The 17,872-nt window shown below is 70.9% G+C and carries 12 protein-coding genes; 9 read left to right on the top strand and 3 right to left on the bottom strand.

All coding sequences use genetic code 11. From position 1 onward, the window contains the following. Window positions 1–181: 181 nt before the first annotated feature. On the bottom strand, window positions 182–2,740 hold the full coding sequence (gene glgP, locus MTQ01_RS16315) for an alpha-glucan family phosphorylase (protein WP_247491084.1): 2,559 nt from the start codon (window positions 2,738–2,740) through the stop codon (window positions 182–184). Window positions 2,741–3,037: 297 nt separating this feature from the next. On the opposite strand from glgP, the gene MTQ01_RS16310 reads away from it, so the two are divergent. The 6 genes from MTQ01_RS16310 to MTQ01_RS16285 all read left to right on the top strand — a co-directional run bounded on the left by MTQ01_RS16310 (window position 3,038) and on the right by MTQ01_RS16285 (window position 12,301). Further along, complete coding sequence (locus MTQ01_RS16310; RefSeq protein WP_247491082.1) at window positions 3,038–3,691, top strand: hypothetical protein; 654 nt, start codon at window positions 3,038–3,040, stop codon at window positions 3,689–3,691. 192 nt (window positions 3,692–3,883) lie between these two features. After that, window positions 3,884–5,935: an alpha-1,4-glucan--maltose-1-phosphate maltosyltransferase gene (locus MTQ01_RS16305; protein ID WP_247491080.1), complete on the top strand. Its 2,052-nt coding sequence runs from the start codon at window positions 3,884–3,886 to the stop codon at window positions 5,933–5,935. Then, complete coding sequence (treS, locus tag MTQ01_RS16300; RefSeq protein WP_247491079.1) at window positions 5,922–7,670, top strand: maltose alpha-D-glucosyltransferase; 1,749 nt, start codon at window positions 5,922–5,924, stop codon at window positions 7,668–7,670. Before MTQ01_RS16305 ends, treS begins: the two co-directional genes overlap by 14 nt. 175 nt (window positions 7,671–7,845) lie before the next feature. Further along, a complete protein-coding gene (locus MTQ01_RS16295; protein WP_247491076.1) occupies window positions 7,846–9,267 on the top strand; it encodes a phosphotransferase in 1,422 nt (473 codons plus the stop codon). A gap of 85 nt (window positions 9,268–9,352) precedes the next feature. After that, entirely contained in the window at window positions 9,353–11,872 is a 2,520-nt protein-coding gene (gene glgB / locus MTQ01_RS16290; RefSeq protein ID WP_247491074.1) for a 1,4-alpha-glucan branching enzyme, read from the top strand. Window positions 11,873–12,082: 210 nt separating this feature from the next. Further along, complete coding sequence (locus MTQ01_RS16285; protein ID WP_247491072.1) at window positions 12,083–12,301, top strand: dodecin; 219 nt, start codon at window positions 12,083–12,085, stop codon at window positions 12,299–12,301. Between the two features lie 385 nt (window positions 12,302–12,686). Here MTQ01_RS16285 and MTQ01_RS16280 read toward each other — a convergent pair whose 3' ends face one another. Together MTQ01_RS16280 and MTQ01_RS16275 are read right to left on the bottom strand one after the other, a co-directional pair. After that, window positions 12,687–12,950: a helix-turn-helix domain-containing protein gene (locus MTQ01_RS16280; RefSeq protein WP_247491070.1), complete on the bottom strand. Its 264-nt coding sequence runs from the start codon at window positions 12,948–12,950 to the stop codon at window positions 12,687–12,689. Between the two features lie 513 nt (window positions 12,951–13,463). Continuing rightward, window positions 13,464–14,288: an endonuclease I family protein gene (locus MTQ01_RS16275; RefSeq protein ID WP_247491068.1), complete on the bottom strand. Its 825-nt coding sequence runs from the start codon at window positions 14,286–14,288 to the stop codon at window positions 13,464–13,466. Between the two features lie 279 nt (window positions 14,289–14,567). On the opposite strand from MTQ01_RS16275, the gene MTQ01_RS16270 reads away from it, so the two are divergent. From MTQ01_RS16270 to MTQ01_RS16260, 3 genes are read left to right on the top strand one after another with little or no spacing between them, the layout of a single operon-like run. Further along, window positions 14,568–15,929, top strand: a complete 1,362-nt coding sequence (locus MTQ01_RS16270) for an extracellular solute-binding protein (protein WP_247491066.1) — start codon at window positions 14,568–14,570, stop codon at window positions 15,927–15,929. Further along, on the top strand, window positions 15,926–16,891 hold the full coding sequence (locus MTQ01_RS16265) for a carbohydrate ABC transporter permease (RefSeq protein ID WP_374207766.1): 966 nt from the start codon (window positions 15,926–15,928) through the stop codon (window positions 16,889–16,891). Before MTQ01_RS16270 ends, MTQ01_RS16265 begins: the two co-directional genes overlap by 4 nt. Continuing rightward, window positions 16,888–17,793 (top strand): carbohydrate ABC transporter permease, encoded by a 906-nt coding sequence (locus MTQ01_RS16260; protein WP_247491064.1) that lies wholly within the window; start codon window positions 16,888–16,890, stop codon window positions 17,791–17,793. The genes MTQ01_RS16265 and MTQ01_RS16260 overlap by 4 nt, the downstream gene beginning before the upstream one ends. The last annotated feature ends 79 nt before the right edge of the window (window positions 17,794–17,872 follow it).

The following is a 17,872-nucleotide window of genomic DNA, read 5'->3' as shown; positions in this document are numbered from 1 at the left end:
GGCACCACGGCTCGGCAGCACCACAGCACCACGGCTGAGCAGCACCACGGCTCGGCAGAGCACCACAGCAGCACAGCTGAGCAGCACCACGGCTCGGCAGAGCAGCACAGCAGCACAGCAGCGGGGCCCGACCACCGACACCACGGTGGCCGGGCCCCGCTCGGCTGCGGGACGTCCGGCGCTACGGCGTCACCACCTCGGCGACCTCGTCCCGGGCCGACACCTCCTGCGGGCCCGCCGCGAGCCCCAACTCGGCGCCGTGGGCGAGGAGTCGGTGCGAGGGCAGAACGCGGACGGTGTAGCCGAAGGGGCCGGTGCGGTCCAGCGCCAACGGCCCCTCGTACGTCCAGTTGCCCGCGAGGTCCGCGCCGCCGACCGGCTTCAGCGGCACCCGCACCGGGTCGGCGATGTCGTCCGAGGCGTCCACCCGGCCGGCGACCGCCTGCACCTCCACGTCGGCGGGCTGGAGCTCGCCGAGGGAGACCTGCACCCGCAGCGAGAGCGAGGCGCCCAGCTCCGGACCGGGCTCCATGCCGTCCTCGCCCGGGCCCTGCGCCTCGACGTGGCCCACCCGCACGCTCGGCCACTGCGCCCGTACGACCGACTTCCACCGCGCCAGCTCACGGGCGGCGGTGCTGTCGAGCTCGCGGTGGGAGCGGGCGGCCGGGGCGTACAGCGTCTCGGCGTACTCGCGCACCATCCGGTCGGCGAGCACCTTGGGCCCGAGGCGCTCCCGGGTCTGGCGGATCATCTCCAGCCAGCGCTGGGGGCGTTCGTAGAAGCAGGGCGCGACCTGCGCCTCCAGCATGTCGTAGAGCGCGGCGGCCTCGATGGCGTCCCGGCGGTCGTCACCGGCGGCCGAACCGTCCGCGCTGGGGATCGCCCAGCCGAAGTCCGGGTCGTACCACTCGTCCCACCAGCCGTCGAGGACGGAGAGGTTGAGACAGCCGTTGAGCGCCGCCTTCATCCCGCTGGTGCCGCAGGCCTCCAGCGGGCGGAGCGGGTTGTTCAGCCACACGTCGCAGCCGGCGTAGAGCTTCTGCGCCATCCGCATCCCGTAGTCCGGCAGGAAGACGATGCGGTGCCGCACCCTCGGGTCGTCGGTGAAGCGCACCAGCTCCTGGATGAGCTTCTTGCCGCCGTCGTCGGCCGGATGCGCCTTGCCCGCGACGACCAGCTGCACCGGGCGCTCGGGGTGGAGCAGCAGCTCCATCAGCCGCTCGCGGTCGTGCAGCATCAGCGTCAGCCGCTTGTAGGACGGGACGCGGCGCGCGAAGCCGACGGTCAGGATGTCGGGGTCGAGCACATTGTCGATCCAGCCGAGTTCGGCGTCGGCCGCACCGCGGGAGCGCCAGGAGCTGTGCAGCCGCTCGCGCACGTCCTGGACCAGCTGCTCGCGCAGCGTGCGACGCAGCTCCCACAGCCTGTTGTCGGGCAACGGGCCGGTGTGGGCCGCGAGTTCGGGGGCGACCCAGGTGGGGGCGTGCACACCGTTGGTGATCGAGGTGATGGGCACCTCGGCGGCGTCGAAGCCCGGCCACAGCCCGGCGAACATCTGCCGGCTGACGGCGCCGTGCAGCGTGGAGACCCCGTTGGCGCGCTGGGCCAGGCGCAGCCCCATGACGGCCATGTTGAACAGTCCGGCGGTCTCCGGGTCGTCCTCGGTGCCCAGGCTCAGCACCTGTTCGGCGGTGATGTCGGGCAGCTCGCCGTCGTCCCCGAAGTGCCGGTCGATCAGCTCCCGGTCGAAGCGGTCGATGCCGGCGGGCACCGGGGTGTGGGTGGTGAAGACGGTGCCGCCCCGCACGGCCTCCAGCGCCCCGTCGAAGTCGCTGCCCCGGCGGATCAGTTCCTGGATGCGCTCCAGCCCGAGGAAGCCGGCGTGGCCCTCGTTGGTGTGGAAGACCTCCGGCTCCGCGTGCCCGGTGATGCGGCAGTACGCGCGCACCGCGCGCACGCCGCCGATGCCGAGCAGCATCTCCTGGAGCAGCCGCTGTTCGCGCCCGCCGCCGTAGAGGCGGTCGGTGACGTCGCGCTCGGCGGCGTCGTTGTGCACGACGTCAGAGTCCAGCAGCAGCAGCGGCACCCGGCCGACCTGGGCCTGCCAGATCCTGGCGCGCATCGTACGGCCGCCGGGGAGCGCGAGGCTCACCTCGACGTCGGTGCCGTCGGCCTCCCGCAGCGGGGACAGCGGCAGCTCGTCGGGGTCCAGGACCGGGTAGCGCTCCTGCTGCCAGCCGTCGCGGGAGAGCGACTGGCAGAAGTACCCGTGCCGGTAGAGCAGGCCGACACCGATCAGCGGCAGCCCGAGGTCGCTGGCTGCCTTGAGGTGGTCGCCGGCGAGGATGCCCAGGCCCCCCGAGTACTGCGGCAGGGCGCCGGCGATGCCGAACTCGGGCGAGAAGTAGGCGACGGCGGCGGGGAGTTCGGCGCCTTCGGCGACGCTGCGCTGGTACCAGCGGGGCTCGGTCAGATAGTCGCGCAGATCGCCGGAGGCCACCTCCAGTCGGCGCAGGAAGCCGCGGTCGTGGGCGAGGGCCGTCAGGCGGGACACCGAAAGGGAGCCGAGCAGCCGCTGGGGGTCGCCCTGGGCGGCCTGCCACCCCTGGGGGTCGGCGTGACGGAAGAGGTCGCGGCTGCCGCTGTGCCAGGACCAGCGCAGGTTGCGCGCCAGCTCGCCCAGCGGTCGAAGCGGTTCGGGAAGTACGGGACGCACGGAGAAACGACGAATGGCCTTCACTCCTCGAAGGTAACGGCGCATTCTTCCGGTTCACGCGGGTCTGGTGCGTTTCGTACTACTTCACTCGGTGGAGGCACAGCGCTGCTCCGCCGTACGGGATCGGTGCCGCAGGCCGCTCATCTCGCCCTGGAAACGGGCCCGTTGCCCGGCAACAGCGGTGTCTCAGAGCTGTACCAGACAACCTTGGGCCATGGATCGGGGTCTACAGGTCGGATGATGATGTCTGCGCGCCGGGACCGCTCCGCGAGCACTCCCGCGCACGAGTCGCACCAATGCCACATCTCACGGGGGAACACCATGCGCATCCGGCCCATCGCCGCACTCGTATCCGTCGCCGCAGTGGCGGCCCTGTCGACCGCCTGCGAGGACCCGGGGGCGGAGGCGGACACACCGGCCAAGCCGCCCGCCTCCGACCAGCCGGAGCAGCCCGACCAGCCGGAGAAGTCGGAGGAGCCGGAGCAGCCCGAAGCCTCCGAGACCCCCGAGAAGGAGGTCGACGCCGACCTCGGCAAGACGCTGAAGCTCGGCGAGACGACGCTGGTCACCCACGACTCGGGCACCTCCAAGACCACGATGGAGGTGACCACCAGGACGGTCGTCAAGGGCGACGTCGCCGATCTGGAGGACGTGCGCCTGGACGGCAAGGAGCGCGAGATGGTGCCGTACTACGTCACCGTCAACTACCGGTACGTGGACGGCGACGCACCGCGCGTCCCCTCCCTGGGGGTGACTCCCAAGCTCCGGGACGGCCGCGGCGAGGAGGCGGACCGCATCTTCACCACCGACGACGATGTCGCGCAGTGCGTCAACAACCGGCCGCAGCAACTGGCCAAGGGCGAGGACTTCACCAGCTGCCGGGTCTTCCTCGTCGGCAAGAGCGAGAAGGCCGCCAACGTGGCGTACCAGAGCAACTTCCGCGAGCAGCCGGTGGTCTGGAAGGTCGAGGACTGACCGACCCACCGCGGCCGAGGCGAACGACCCCGCACCCCGGGGTCGTTCGCCTTTCGCGTCCGAGCGGGTCGGCGGCGCTCGAACCTCCACACGAGTGACGTGGGGGCACCCGCCCCGCACGCACCCGGACGGCCCACCCCTCCAGCGGTTACAAAGGGGGACGAAACTCCCCCAACTACCGCAGGTGAGCCCATGATCGGCCGTATTCCCATCCTGGACGTCCAGCCCCTCGTCGATTGCGGTCGAAGGCCGGCGCGTGCGGTGACGGACGAGACGTTCGAGGTCTCGGCCACCGTCTTCCGGGAGGGGCACGACGCGGTCGCCGCGAACGTGGTGCTGCGCGGACCCGACGGCCGCACCGCCCCCTGGACGCCGATGCGCGAACTGGCGCCCGGAACCGACCGGTTCGGCGCACTGGTCACCCCGGACGGCGAGGGCCGCTGGACGTACACCGTGGAGGCGTGGAGCGCTCCGGTGGCCACCTGGCTCCACCACGCGGCGGTGAAGATCCCCGCCGGGGTCGACGTCGACCTCACCTTCACCGAGGGCGCCCGGCTCCTGGACCGGGCCGCCGGCCGGGTCCCGAAGAACGAGGGCCGTGCCGCCGTGCGCGCAGCGGCCCGCGCGCTGCGCGAGGAGCACCTGGAGCCCGAGGCGCGCCTCGCCGCGGCGCTCACCCCGGAGGTCCTCGCGCTCCTGGACCGCCACCCGCTGCGCGAACTGGTCTCCGCCACCCGGGCGCTGCCGCTCCAGGTCGAGCGCCGCCGAGCGCTGTACGGCTCGTGGTACGAGCTGTTCCCCCGGTCCGAGGGCGCGGTGCTGGAGGAGGGCCGGCCGCCACGCTCCGGCACCTTCCGCACCGCCGCCGAGCGGCTGCCGGCCGTCGCCGCGATGGGTTTCGACGTGGTGTACCTGCCGCCGGTCCACCCCATCGGCGAGGCGTACCGCAAGGGCCCGGACAACTCGCTGAGCGCCGGCCCCGAGGACGTCGGCTCGCCCTGGGCGATCGGCTCGCTGGACGGCGGCCACGACGCCCTCCACCCCGACCTCGGCGACTTCGAGGACTTCGCGCACTTCATCGCCACCGCACGCGGTCTCGGCATGGAGATCGCGCTCGACTTCGCCCTCCAGTGCTCCCCCGACCACCCCTGGGTCAAGGAGCACCCCGACTGGTTCCGCACCCGGGCCGACGGCTCGATCGCCCACGCCGAGAACCCGCCGAAGAAGTACCAGGACATCTACCCGATCGACTTCGACAACTCCCGCGAGTCCTACCGGGAGTTGGTTCAGGAGACGCTGCGGGTGCTGCGCTTCTGGATGGAGCGGGGCGTACGCGTCTTCCGGGTCGACAATCCGCACACCAAGCCGGTCGCCTTCTGGGAGAAGGTCATCGCGGACATCAACAAGAGCGATCCGGACGTGATCTTCCTCGCCGAGGCGTTCACCCGGCCCGCGATGATGCACGCGCTGGCCCGGGTCGGCTTCCAGCAGTCGTACACCTACTTCACCTGGCGCGACACCAAGCAGGAGCTCACCGACTACGTCACCGAGCTGAGCGGACCCGCCGCCGCGTACATGCGCCCGAACTTCTTCGTCAACACCCCCGACATCCTGCCCGCCTCGCTGCGCCACGGGGGACGCGCCGCCTTCGGCGTCCGCGCGGTGCTCGCCGCCACCCTCTCCCCCACCTGGGGCGTCTACGCCGGCTTCGAACTCTGCGAGAACGAGCCCACCGCGCCCGGCAGCGAGGAGTACCTGCACTCCGAGAAGTACGAACTGCGCCCGCGCGACTGGGCCGCCGCCGAGCGGGAGGGACGTTCGCTGGCGCCGCTGCTCACCGCGCTCAACCGCATCCGCCGCGAGCACCCCGCGCTCCAGCAGCTGCGCGACGTGCGTTTCCACCGCACGGACAACGACCAGGTCCTCGCCTACTCCAAGCGCAGCAACGTCCCCTACGCCGACTCGGTACTCATGGTCGTGAACCTCGATCCGCAGCACACCCACGAGGCAACGGTGTCGTTGGATACCGAGGAACTCGAAGGTTTTGGCCTCACCCCCGCTCAGGCACGTGGCGCCGAACCGTATCCGGTGCGCGACGAGCTCACCGGCGAGACCTACCACTGGGGCAGGGACAACTATGTGCGCCTGGAGCCCGGCAGAGCCGATGTTCCGGCCCCGGCGCACATTCTCTCTCTGCGACCGTCCCCATCGACCGGAGGGTCACCCTTTGATGAGCGTCAATGAGCCTGTCCCCGACACATTCGAGGACACTCCCGCGAAGGACCGCGATCCCGAGTGGTTCAAGCGGGCCGTGTTCTACGAGGTCCTGGTCCGTTCCTTCCAGGACAGCAACGGCGACGGCGTGGGCGATCTGCGCGGCCTCACCGCCAAACTCGATTATCTCCAGTGGCTCGGCATCGACTGCGTATGGCTGCCGCCCTTCTTCAAGTCGCCGCTGAAAGACGGCGGTTACGATGTGGCGGACTACTCCTCGGTGCTTCCGGAATTCGGCGACCTCGCCGATTTCGTGGAGTTCGTGGACGCCGCGCACCGCCGCGGAATCCGGGTCATCATCGATATGGTGATGAACCACACCAGCGATCAGCACGAGTGGTTCCAGCAGTCCCGGACCGACCCGGACGGGCCGTACGGCGACTACTACATGTGGGCCGACGACGATTCGCAGTACGCGGACGCGCGCATCATCTTCGTCGACACCGAGCAGTCCAACTGGACTTTCGACCCGGTGCGCAAGCAGTACTACTTCCACCGCTTCTTCTCGCACCAGCCGGACCTCAACTACGAGAATCCGCAGGTGCAGGAGGAGATGATCGCGGCCCTGCGCTTCTGGCTGGACCTCGGCATCGACGGCTTCCGGCTGGACGCGGTCCCCTACCTGTACGCGCAGGAGGGCACCAACTGCGAGAACCTCCCCGCCTCGCACGACTTCCTCAAGCGGGTGCGCGCCGAGGTCGACACGCACTATCCGGACACCGTGCTGCTCGCCGAGGCGAACCAGTGGCCCGAGGACGTCGTCGACTACTTCGGCGACTACGAAAAGGGCGGCGACGAATGCCACATGGCATTCCATTTCCCTGTCATGCCGCGCATCTTCATGGCGGTGCGCCGGGAGTCCCGCCTGCCGGTCTCGGAGATCCTCGCCAAGACACCGTCGATTCCGGCGGGCTGCCAGTGGGGCATCTTCCTGCGCAACCACGACGAGTTGACGCTGGAGATGGTTTCCGACGAAGAGCGCGACTACATGTACGCGGAGTACGCAAAGGACCCGCGCATGCGGGCCAACATCGGTATCCGGCGACGGCTCGCACCGCTGCTGGACAACGACCGCAACCAGATCGAGCTCTTCACCGCCCTGCTGCTCTCGCTGCCGGGTTCGCCGATTCTCTACTACGGTGACGAGATCGGAATGGGCGACAACATCTGGCTGGGCGACCGGGACGCGGTGCGCACCCCGATGCAGTGGACGCCGGACCGCAACGCCGGTTTCTCCTCCAGCGATCCCGGCCGGCTCACTCTTCCCGCGATCATGGACCCGGTCTACGGATACCAGGTCACCAACGTGGAGGCGTCGAAGAGTTCTCCCTCCTCGCTGCTGCACTGGACCCGGCGAATGATCGAGATCCGCAAGCAGAATCCTGCTTTCGGGCTCGGCGAATACACCGAACTGCCGTCCTCCAATTCGGCGGTGCTCGCCTACATCCGGCACATGAAACTGCCGGAGGGAAGCGCGAGCGAGGACGACGTGGTGCTCTGCGTCAACAACTTCTCGCGCTTCCCCCAGCCCACCGAACTCGATCTGCGCGAGTTCGTCGGGCGCCATCCGGTCGAACTGATCGGCGGGGTGACCTTCCCGGCGATCGGCGAACTGCCGTTCCTGCTCACCCTGGCGGGGCACGGCTTCTACTGGTTCCGGCTGCGCAAGCCGCAGGAGTGCCCGGACGCCACGTCCGCTCTGTGAGCACACCGGCGGCCCGGCCACCCGCCGGGCCGCCGGCCGCGTCCCGCTCCCCGCGTGACCACTCGTACGTCCGAACCCACAACGCGCGTCCCGTCGCGGCCGGCCCCGGGCCGGAGGCGACGGGACTGTCCCGCGTATCACCGTCGTGTCCGGAGGAAGCCCGGTGAAAGGTGCCATGACCGTAATCCCGGACAGCGTCCCGCTCGGTGCCGCTCTGCCGGAGACGGCCGATTCCACGCTGCTCAGCTCGCTCAGCACGCTGCTGACCAGGTGGCTGCCGAACCAACGCTGGTTCGCCGGCAAGGGGCGCCCGCTCGACGGGCTCACCCTCGCCGCCGCCACCGAACTGCTCCCCTGCCGTCCCGGCAGCGCCACCCCCGGGCTGCTGCATCTGCTCGTCACCGCCCACCAGGGCCGCGACACCGACTGCTACCAACTGCTGCTCGGCGTACGGGCCGTGCTGCCGCCCGCCCTCGTCCCGGCACTGATCGGCCGTCCCGAGACCGGACCGCTGCGCGGCTGCGCGGTCTACGACGCCGTGCCCGACCCGCGCCTGACCGCCGTGCTCCTCGAACGACTCCGTGCACCCGGCCGACTGGGCGCGCTGCGCTTCCTGCGGGAGGCGGGGACGGCGATCGGCTCCGGGCTGAGCCCGCGTCCGCTCAACGCCGAGCAGTCCAACTCCTCGGTGGTCTACGGCGACGCCTTCATCCTGAAGCTGTTCCGACGGGTCGCGCCCGGCTCCAACCCCGATCTGGAGCTGCCGCTCGCGCTGGCCAGAGCCGGCTGCCGGGAGGTGCCGGCCCCCGCGGCCTGGTTCGAGGCCGCCGAACCGCCCGGCGGCGGCGGACCGCTCACGCTCGGCATCCTCCAGCCGTATCTGACCGGCAGCAGCGACGGATGGCAGCTGGCGCTGCGCGCCCTGGCGGACCGGGAGAGCTTCGAGGGCCCCGCCCACGCGCTCGGCCGGGCCACCGCGTACGTGCACACCGCGCTCGCCCGGGCCCTGCCCACCGACGTGCTGGCGGGCGGCGAACTCGCCGCGCTGGCCGAGGAGATGACCGAACGGCTCGACCGGGCCACCGAGGCCGTGCCGGAGCTCGACCGCTACCGGCCCGCCCTGCGGGACGCCTTCCGTGCCGTGGTCGACCTCGCCCGCGCGGGACACCAGGTGCCCGTTCAGCGCATCCACGGCGACCTCCACCTGGGACAGGTGCTGCGCACCGGTGACTCGGCCGGCGGCGGCAGCTGGGCGCTCATCGACTTCGAGGGCGAACCGGCGAAGTCCCTGGCCGAGCGGCGCACCCCGCAACCGGTGCTGCGCGATGTGGCGGGCATGCTCCGCTCGTTCGACTACGCCGCCCACTCCCGCGGCGCCACCGCCGCCTCGCGCGCGTGGGCGCGCGCCAACCGCCGCGCCTACCGGGCCGGGTACGAGGAGGCGGCCGGCACCGAACTGCGCGCACAGGCCGCGCTCCTGCGGGTCTTCGAGACCGACAAGGCCGTGTACGAGGTGCTGTACGAGGCCCGGCACCGGCCCAGCTGGCTGCCGATCCCGATGGCCGCCATCCGCCGCCTGGCCGGCGGCCCCGGATGAGGCGTTCCCCGATCCCCGCACCACCGGTCGCCGCAGCGCCCGCGACCACCGACGCCGTGCCGACGCCGAACCCAGGGAGTACCCCGTGACCGCCCGCCCTAAGGCCCCGCAGACCGCCGAATCGACTCCCCCCGCTGCCCGCGCGACCACCGGACGCAGCACCCGCACGACGGACCGCAAACGCTCGACGAAGAACGTGCGCACCGCGAACCCCCCGGCGGCCGGGGCGAGTTCACCGACGACCGGCGCTCCGGCCCCGGCAAGCGCCGACCCCGCCGCCCTCGCCGACGCCACCACGCTCGCGGACTCCACCGCCCTCGCCGGCGAACCGCGGGCCGACCGGCCGGCGGCCCCGCCCGCCGCCGTCCCCGAGGCGCATTCCCGGACACGGAGCACCGGGCAAGCAGCCCTGCGCCCCGCGCCGCCGCTCCCCGAGGAGGAGCGCCGCCGGCTGCTCGACGGTGCCCACCACGATCCGCACGCGCTGCTCGGCGCACACCCCGCCCCGGACGGCACGCTCTTCCGCGCGCTGCGCCCGCACGCCGTGTCGGTGCGGATCGTCGCCGAGGGAGTGGACGCTGAGCTGCTGCCGCTGGGCGACGGGCTGTTCGCCGGAGTGCTGCCGGGCGCCGCGCCCGGCCCGCACCGGCTGCTCGTCGACTACGGCGACGAACCGCTTCTGGTGGACGATCCGTACCGGTTGCCGCCCAGCCTCGGCGAGTTCGATCTGCATCTGATCGGCGAGGGCCGGCACGAGGAGCTGTGGCAGGCGCTGGGCGCCCGCCCGATGGTCCACCTGGGCGTGACCGGCACCCGCTTCACCGTGTGGGCGCCGAACGCCCGCGGCGTGCGGGTGACCGGGGACTTCACGTACTGGGACGGCCGGGCGCACCCGATGCGCTCGCTGGGCTCCAGCGGGGTGTGGGAGCTGTTCCTGCCCGGTGTCGGGGACGGCGCGCTCTACAAGTTCGAGGTCTGCGGACCGGACGGTGTCCGCACCCTGCGCGCCGACCCGATGGCGCGCCGCACCGAGTGCCCGCCGGCGACCGCCTCGGTGGTGACCGAGTCGGCGTACGAGTGGAACGACGCCCGATGGATGAGCGGGCGCGGCGCCCGGCCGGTCCACCGCTCGCCCTTCTCGGTCTACGAGGTGCACCTGGCCTCCTGGCGTCCGGGGCTCGGCTACCGCGAGCTGGCCGAACAACTGCCCGCGTACGTGAAGCAGTTGGGCTTCACCCATGTCGAACTGATGCCGGCGGCCGAGCACCCCTTCGGCGGCTCCTGGGGCTACCAGGTCACCGGGTACTACGCGCCGACCGCGCGGCTCGGCGGCCCGGACGACTTCCGGTACCTGGTGGACGCGCTGCACCGGGCCGGCATCGGTGTGCTGATGGACTGGGTGCCGGCGCACTTCCCCAAGGACGAGTGGGCGCTGGCCCGCTTCGACGGCACACCGCTCTACGAGCACGCCGATCCGCGCCGGGCCGAGCACCCGGACTGGGGCACCCTGGAGTTCGACTACGGCCGCCGGGAGGTCCGCAACTTCCTGGTCGCCAACGCGGTGTACTGGTGCGAGGAGTTCCACATCGACGGGCTGCGGGTCGACGCCGTCGCCTCGATGCTCTACCTGGACTACTCGCGAGAGGAGGGCGAGTGGTGCCCCAACGAGTTCGGCGGGCGCGACAACCCCGACGCGGTCGCCTTCCTCCAGGAGATGAACGCCGTCCTCCACCGCCGCTGCCCCGGCGTGATCACCGTCGCCGAGGAGTCCACCGCCTGGGACGGCGTCACCCGCCCCACCCATCTGCCCGGCGGCGAACTCGGCCACGGCGGGCTGGGGTTCAGCCTGAAGTGGAACATGGGCTGGATGCACGACTCGCTGGTCTACATGTCCAAGGAGCCGGTGCACCGCAAGTACCACCACAACGAGATGACCTTCTCGATGGTGTACGCCTACTCGGAGAACTACGTTCTGCCGATCTCCCACGACGAGGTGGTGCACGGCAAGGGCTCGCTGGTGTCCAAGATGCCGGGCGACTGGTGGCAGCAGCGCGCCAACCACCGCGCGTACCTCGGCTTCATGTGGTCCCACCCGGGCAAGCAACTGCTGTTCATGGGACAGGAGTTCGCGCAGGGAGCGGAGTGGGCCGAGTCCCACGGGCCGGACTGGTGGCTGCTGGACCCGGCCTACGGCGCGGCGGACGACCACCGCGGCACACGGGACCTGGTGGCGCACCTCAACGCCCGCTACACCGACGCGCCCGCGCTGTGGGAGCAGGACTGCGAACCGGCCGGTTTCAGCTGGGTGGTGGCCGACGCGGGCGAGGACAACGTACTGGCCTTCCTGCGTTTCGCCGCCGACGGCAGCCCACTGCTGGCGGTCTGCAACTTCTCCCCGGTGGTGCGCCACGGCTACCGGATCGGTGTCCCGGACGGGCCGTCGCACTGGCGCGAGGTGCTCAACACCGACGCCGAGAGGTACGGCGGCAGCGGCGTCGTACAGGTGGGCCCGGTGCCGGCCGAGCAGCACGGGCAGCACGGTCGGGGGGCGTCCCTCTCGCTCACCCTGCCCCCGCTGGCGACGGCCTGGTACCAGCCGGCCTGACCCGGCGGCGCGGGGCGGGCCGTGCCGGCCCCGGCCGAAGCGGCGGCTCGGCCGGGGCCGTCGCCTCGCGGGGCGGCAGCCGCTGAGGCACCGTGGGAGGCCGGGCGCGGGTGGAACGCGTACGCGCCGCAGCACCCGCGCAAGTGCCGGCGCCGCGGCGCACCGGCGCCGCACGGAATCGGGTCGGACCGCGAGCACTGGAGAGAGCAGATGAGTGAGCACACCTACCGCATCACCGAGATCGTCGGCACCTCCCCCGAGGGGCTGGACGCCGCGATCTCCAACGGCATCGCGCGGGCCTCGCAGACGCTGCGGGGGCTGGACTGGTTCGAGGTCACCGAAGTGCGCGGACACATCGTGGACGGCGCGGTCGCCCACTACCAGGTGGGGCTGAAGGTCGGCTTCCGGCTGGACGACGGACAGCCGTAGCCGGCACGCCGGCCCTGTCGGGGCGCCCCGGGCACCGCGAGGCCCGGGGCGCCCCGCGGTGCGTCCGGGCAAGGGGCGTCCGGGCAAGGTACGAGGGCAGCGGACCGACGACAGCCGGGAGGCGGTCGGGGCGGGACGGGCGGCGGGGGCCGTGGCCGCGCACCGGGGCCCGAGGGCCGCGGGCACAAAAAAGAGGCAGGTGGGCGTGGCCTGCCTCTGAAGCAAGTGGGGGGTATTTCTGTGGCTCAGGTCACTTATACCGCGCCCGTGACCGGCACACCCCGACAGATTTTTAACGCTTTCTTAGCGCCTCACCCTGGAAGAAATTCCGAAGTTGCACCCGAAAGGGAACGTGCCCCTCCGAGCGGCTGCCCGCACCTGTGTGTCAGGAGGGGGTCAACTGGTCGCCCATGGCCTCGTTGAGGAGGCACAGGAGGTGGAGGCTGGGAGTCGCGCCACCCTCCTCGATACGGTCGATCGCGGCCACCGTCAGCCCGGCACGCTCCGCCAACTCGCCCTGGGACCAGCCCAGTTGAGCACGGCGATCGTAAACGGCCTGGCCGAAGGAGGTGGGACACACGTGCGCCTGAGGCATCTCGGCCACCGCTTCGCGCCGGCTGCCCTTGAAGATGCGATATCCCTTGTTCATGGCTCCGCAGATTCCTTGAGTGAGTGACGAACCGGCATCACTGTCCGCCTTTCCTACGCACTAGTCAAGCTGCCCACAAGTGACGTACGACAAGCGGAATTCAGCTTGCGAGAAGCAGCCACTTCCCGCACTTTTCGCGACTGCCCGCGACACGTCGGTGACCAAGTGGGACCGGGTGCGTCGCTGTGTGGGCAGACGCGTCCGAACGGGGTCCGGTTGCCTCCGGAGCCCGGGGCAACCAACCCGTCCGGGCGCGGGACGCGCACCCCCGACCGCACGCCCTGCGCCCGGGCGCCGCGACGCACCACCACCCGTACGCGTGACACCCCTCGCACCGCACCGACGGGCCCGCCCGGAGCCGGGCGCCCCAGCGGCCCGCGGCGCCTCTCCACGCGCCCCGCGGCGCCCGCTCCCCCTCCGCGGCGGCCCACGGCCCGGAGTCCGCGCACAACGACGCCGCCGCCCCGCCCGAGGAGTCGGGCGGGGCGGCGGTGCACCGTGGGGCAGGGGCGATCAGAAGATCTCGCCGACCCACTCTGGGTTGTCGATGAAGGGGTTGCGGTTCTTCTGGATGTCGAAGATGACGTCGTTGCGGTTCTTCTCGAAGTCGCTGGGCGGGTCGGCCTCGTGCCACTCCTTGAGGACCGAGAGCTTGCCGTGCAGCGGCGCCGAACCGTTCTCCACCTGGTCGTTGACCTCCAGGTCGGGGAAGCTGTCAGTGCCCTCGTAGCGGGTGGCCATGTAGAAGATCATGCGGGCGACGTCGCCCTTGACCTCGTCGTCGGCCTCCCACGAGTCGTTGTCGGTGCTGTTGCCCGGCGCGCCCTCGACGGGCTCGCCGCCGTTGTCGAAGTCCTTGTTGCCGCGGATGCTGTTGACCTGGACGTCGGTCGGACGCAGGTGGTGGATGTCGGTGCCCGGGCCGGGCGAGGTGCCGAAGTCGCCGTGGGACTTGGCCCAGACGTGCTCACGGTTCCAGTTGCCCTGGTCGCCGCCGTTGTTGTCCTTCGGGGAGGACTCCCCGCTGTAGAAGAGGACGACGCTGCTGGAGTCGGCCGGGTCCTCGTCGGTCTGCTTGAGGGCGTCCCAGACATCGCTGTAGGAGAGGACCTCCTGCTCGCTGATGATGCCGTTGAGCGCGGTCTTCAGTTCGTCGCCGGTCTTGCCCTCGGCGGCGTCGTAGTAGCCGGCGGGTGCGTCGGCCGGTGCGACGTTCGACGCGTCGGCGCCCTTCGGGGCGTTCTCACCGGCGAGGGCCTGCGGGGCGATGCCGGCTACCAGCACGGCGCTCGACACGAGCGCTATCGCCTTCCAGTGCCTGGGCTTGGAGATGACCATGTGGGGGTGTCCTCCGGGTTGACGCGCGTAGCGCAGGGCGTGGGGAGCACTGTGCTACGCGGATGACATGAACTCGACTATCGGAGCGTCGCACGCCAGGGGGCACCGAGGTGTGAACACTGTGCGTTGGTCCAGTGACGTACTCGTGGAGAGCCACCCACGTGCGCACCGCCGGCACCTCGGGGAACGCCAACAACGGCTGCTACAGGCGCCATTGACCGGCCCTCGGTCGGCTCGTACCTTCCCTCCAACTCTGCTCACGCAGTTCCAGGAGGTCCCGTGCGCATCAACGCCAGGCTGACCACCATCTCGCTCGTCGCCACTCTCGCGGCGGGCACCCTCACCGCGTGCGGCGGTGGTTCGGGGAGCGACCCGGACACCGTGCGGGTGTCCTTCAAGCAGTCGATGGACAACAACGTACGCATCATGGACAACCATCTGGCCCGGATGAAGAAGCAGTTCGAGAAGGAGAACCCGGGCAAGAAGGTCGAACTCGTGCCCATCAAGGCGCCGGACTCGGACTACTACACCAAGCTCCAGCAGATGATGCGCTCCCCGAAGACCGCGCCCGACCTGGTCTACGAGGACACCTTCATGATCAACGCGGACATCACCGCCGGACTGCTGCGCCCGCTGGACGAGTACCTGGACGACTGGCCGACCTGGGACCGCTACATCGACAGCGCCAAGCAGGCCGCGAAGGCCCAGGACGGCAAGACGTACGGCGTTCCGGACAGCACGGACACCCGCGGGCTCTGGTTCAACAAGGAGATCTTCGAGAAGGCCGGACTGCCGACCGACTGGAAGCCCCGGAACTGGGAGGAGGTGCTGGACGCCGCACGGACCGTCAGGAAGGAGGTCGACGGCGTCATTCCGCTCAACGTGCTCACCGGCAAGGGCGCGGGCGAGGCGGCCTCGATGCAGGGGCTGCAGATGCTGCTCTACGGCACCGGCGCCGATCCGGTCTACGAACCCCGGAGCAAGAAGTGGGTGACCGGGAGCCGGGGCATGACGGACGCGCTGGAGTTCGTCGAGACCGTCTTCAAGGAGAAGCTGGGCCCCGAGCCGTCGGCGGCGCTCGACGCCAACGTGCAGGTCAGAGTGCCGGGCGAATGGCTGCCCGAGGGCAAAATGGCCATCGCGCTGGACGGCTCCTGGCTCGGCAACAACTGGGTGGAGGACGGCGGTACGCCCTGGCCCGAGTGGGAGAAGGTGCTCGGCCAGGCGCCGATGCCGACCCGCGACGGCCAGAAGCCGGGAGCGGTGAGCATGTCCGGCGGCTGGACCTGGGCGATCCCGGACAAGGCCGGAAACCCGGATCTGGCCTGGGAGTTCATCGAGACGATGGGCAAGCGGCAGAACTCCGTGGACTGGCACGTCAGCAACGCCGGCATCGCCGTCCGCGAGGACGTCGCCGAGGACCCGGAGTACCTGAAGTCGATGCCCGGGATCGACTTCTTCACCGAGCTGGTCGAGCACACCCACTACCGGCCCGCGCTGCCGGCCTATCCGCAGGTGTCCACGGCGGCGCAGGAGGCGATGGAGTCGGTGACCACCGGAGACGCCACGGCGCGGGAGGCGGCGAAGGCGTACGACGAGCAGGTGCGTTCGATCACCGACGGGGCGGTCACCGGGAAGTGACCACCGACTCGCCGACACACAAGGGCGGTTCGCCGCCCCGCGACGCGCTCCCGAAGGCCGCGGGCGGGCCCGGGCCGGTCCGTACCCGCGCGCCGCGCGGCGGACTGCGCTGGCTTCCGATCGGGCCGGCGACGGCGCTGCTGCTGGTCTTCCTGGCCGGCCCGATCGGCTACTGCGCCTACATCGCCTTCACCGACATGCAGCTGACCGGACAGGAGTCGGCGTCCTTCGTCGGGCTGGAGAACTTCCGCAAAGCCTTCGCCGACGACGGCTTCCGCAACGCGGTCTGGCTCACCCTGGTCTTCACGCTCGTCTCCTCGGTCATCGGGCAGAACGTGCTCGGGCTGACCCTCGCCGCACTGATGCAGCGCGCCTCCCGGCCCGTGCGGTCACTGACCGGGGGCATCGTGGTCGCCGCCTGGGTGCTGCCGGAGGTGGTGGCGGGCTTCCTGCTCTACGCCTTCTTCCGGGACGACGGCACGCTCAACGCCGTCACCGCCTTCCTGGGACTGCCGGGCCAGAACTGGCTCTACACCCTGCCCATCCTCGCGGTGGCCTTCGCCAACGTCTGGCGGGGCACGGCGTTCTCGATGCTCGTCTACTCGGCGGCGCTCTCGGAGATCCCCGACGAGGTGACCGAGTCCGCGCAGCTGGACGGAGCCGGCGCGCTCCAGCGGCTGTGGCACCTCACGCTGCCGATGATCCGCCGGGCGATCGGCACCAACCTGATGCTCAACACCCTCCAGACGCTCTCGGTGTTCGGGCTGATCTGGGCGATGACCCGCGGCGGGCCGGGCAACCGGAGCCAGACCCTCCCGCTCTACATGTACGAACAGGCCTTCAAGAACAGCCTGATCGGCTACGGCACGGCGGTGGCGCTGCTGCTGCTCGTGGTCGGCGGTCTGTTCGCCGTCGTCTACCTGCGGCTGCTGCGCGAGGACGAGGAGGGGAGCCCGTCATGACCACGACCGATCCGCGGGGCCGCACGGGCGCCCGGCCGCAGCCGCACCGCGGCACCACCGGCCGTCCACCGAAACGCAACACCCGTGCGCGCAAAGGCCGTTGGCAGGCGAACCTGGCACTGCTGACGGTGGCGGCGGCCTTCGCGCTGCCCCTGGTGTGGCTGGTGCTCTCCTCGGTCGACGGCGGCGCGGACCTGCGGGTGCGTCCGCCCACCGACCCCACGCTGGACAACTACAGCGCCGTGCTGACCGACGAGATCACCTTCACCCCGATGCTCAACTCGCTGCTGCTGTGCGGCAGCGCCACCGCGGTGACGGTGTGCTGCGCGGCGCTCGCGGCGTATCCGCTCTCCCGCCACCGGGCCCGTTTCAGCCGCCCGTACCTGCTGACGATCCTCTTCGCCACCAGCCTGCCGATCACCGCGATCATGGTGCCGGTCTACGGGCTCTTCGTGCAGGTCGAGCTGATCGACACCGTGTGGGGCACCTCGCTCTTCCTCGCGACGGCCCAACTGCCCATCGCCATCTGGCTGATGAAGAACTTCATGGACGGTGTGCCGCGTTCGCTGGAGGAGGCGGCATGGACCGACGGGGCGTCGGCGATGCAGGCGCTCGGGCGGATCGTGCTGCCCCTGATGGCGCCCGGGGTGATGGTGGTGACGGTGTTCTCATTCGTGGCGATGTGGGGGAACTTCTTCGTCCCCTTCATGCTGCTGCTCAGCCCGGACCGGATGCCGGCCTCGGTGAGCATCTTCACCTTCTTCGGCAACACGGGACAGGTGGCGTACGGGCAGCTCGCCGCGTTCTCGATGATCTACTCGACGCCCGCGGTGCTGCTCTACGTGCTGATCGCACGCCGCCTGGGTTCGGGCTTCGCGCTGGGCGGCGCGGTGAAGGGATGAGCGGCGAAGGGCGAGCGGTGAAGGGGCGAGTGGACGCATCCGCCGGTGCGCCCCCTGCGCACCCTCCCCGGAGCGGCGG

This window comes from Streptomyces sp. XM4193, assembly GCF_023072595.1.
Lineage (GTDB): Bacteria > Actinomycetota > Actinomycetes > Streptomycetales > Streptomycetaceae > Streptomyces.
Note: the sequence above shows the minus strand (reverse complement) of the source record. Positions and strands in the feature narration are given on the sequence as shown.